The 1,218-nt window shown below is 42.3% G+C and carries 1 protein-coding gene; it reads right to left on the bottom strand.

Annotated elements, in window-relative coordinates; genetic code table 11:
• Positions 1-20: 20 nt before the first annotated feature.
• On the bottom strand, positions 21-983 hold the full coding sequence (locus tag FKQ60_RS17245; RefSeq protein WP_170906823.1) for an IS110 family transposase: 963 nt from the start codon (positions 981-983) through the stop codon (positions 21-23).
• Positions 984-1,218: the final 235 nt, after the last annotated feature.

Raw genomic sequence — 1,218 nt, 5'->3', positions numbered from 1 at the left:
CATAACAAGAGACTATGGCGTCAAGAGTTAATTTTGGCGCTGTTTACATCCCACATGCAGCCGTCTCTGAGCATAGAATTTAGGATAACTACCATCTTTCTGACGCAAGCAATGATCGCTACTTTTTTAGGTTTGCCTGCCGCTAATAACTTTTGATAGTGCTGTTTAAAAACAGGGTTACATTGCATTGCAGACATCATGGCCATGTACAAAACCGTCCTGACTTGCATGCGTCCGCCTTTGATCATTCTCTTGCCTTTATAACTACCGCTTTCTCGAGTAATGGGAGCGACACCGATTAATGAAGCCGCTTGTTTGTTGGTGATGTAGCCCAGCTCAGGTACGTTACTGATGATGGAGGCTGCCGCAATTTTTCCGATGCCAGGTACGCTCTGTAATAGCTCATTTTTGGCTTGGTAATCAGGGCATGTCTCGATGAGTTTTTCGATTCTAGTCTCAATGTTTTCTATCTGTTTTTTGAGCATGGTAAGTAGTGATTTAATCGATGACGCAACAGTCTTAGGCATGATTTGAGCGCGGTTCTTTTCCATGGTTTGCATGGTCAATAACTGGTTGCGTCTTGTCACTAAGTCACTCATTAAACGAATGTTTTCACTTTTTAATTGTGTGAGCTTCGGTTTAATCGCTTCCGCGTAATGAGCAATAAGAGCAGCATCTAAACGGTCATTTTTAGCTCTCTGGCCAAGGGCTCCGGAAAATTTTTTGATATGTAATGGATTAGCAATGACATAGGGTAACTTAGCGTTGTCGCAGGCTAAGATGAATGGCATTTCTAAGCGTCCGGTGGCTTCGATGACAATACGTTCAGGGTGGTACTTTTTAATGGTTTTGATGGCTTGTTTAATGCCTTTTTCATCATTGGAGACATTAAAATAGATATCGAGAGGACGGATATAGATATCTAATTGTGACTTGCCGGTATCAACGCCGACATTAATGTTTTGCAGTGTATTTGTATTCATAATAAGCTAACTCTTGCTTGCTAAATGCGGGTTCGAGACCCAGAAGACTATTCGAGTGTGGTGCTTGGAGTTCTATCTGACGTTCGCTCTTGTTATCGGTCTCTCGATAGAGGAGCCACACTTCAATCGAACTATCAGATAGAGAACTTTAGTTGCAGCTAAAGTCTGGGTCTCACTTTACCCTGATTCGTTAGTTATTATCCATACAAACGCTTCAAGAGGGACTTCCAACGCG

The organism is Vibrio sp. A11 (genome assembly GCF_013048705.1).
In the GTDB taxonomy this organism is placed as follows: Bacteria; Pseudomonadota; Gammaproteobacteria; order Enterobacterales; family Vibrionaceae; genus Vibrio; species Vibrio metschnikovii.
This window is presented reverse-complemented; position numbering and strand designations above follow the sequence as displayed.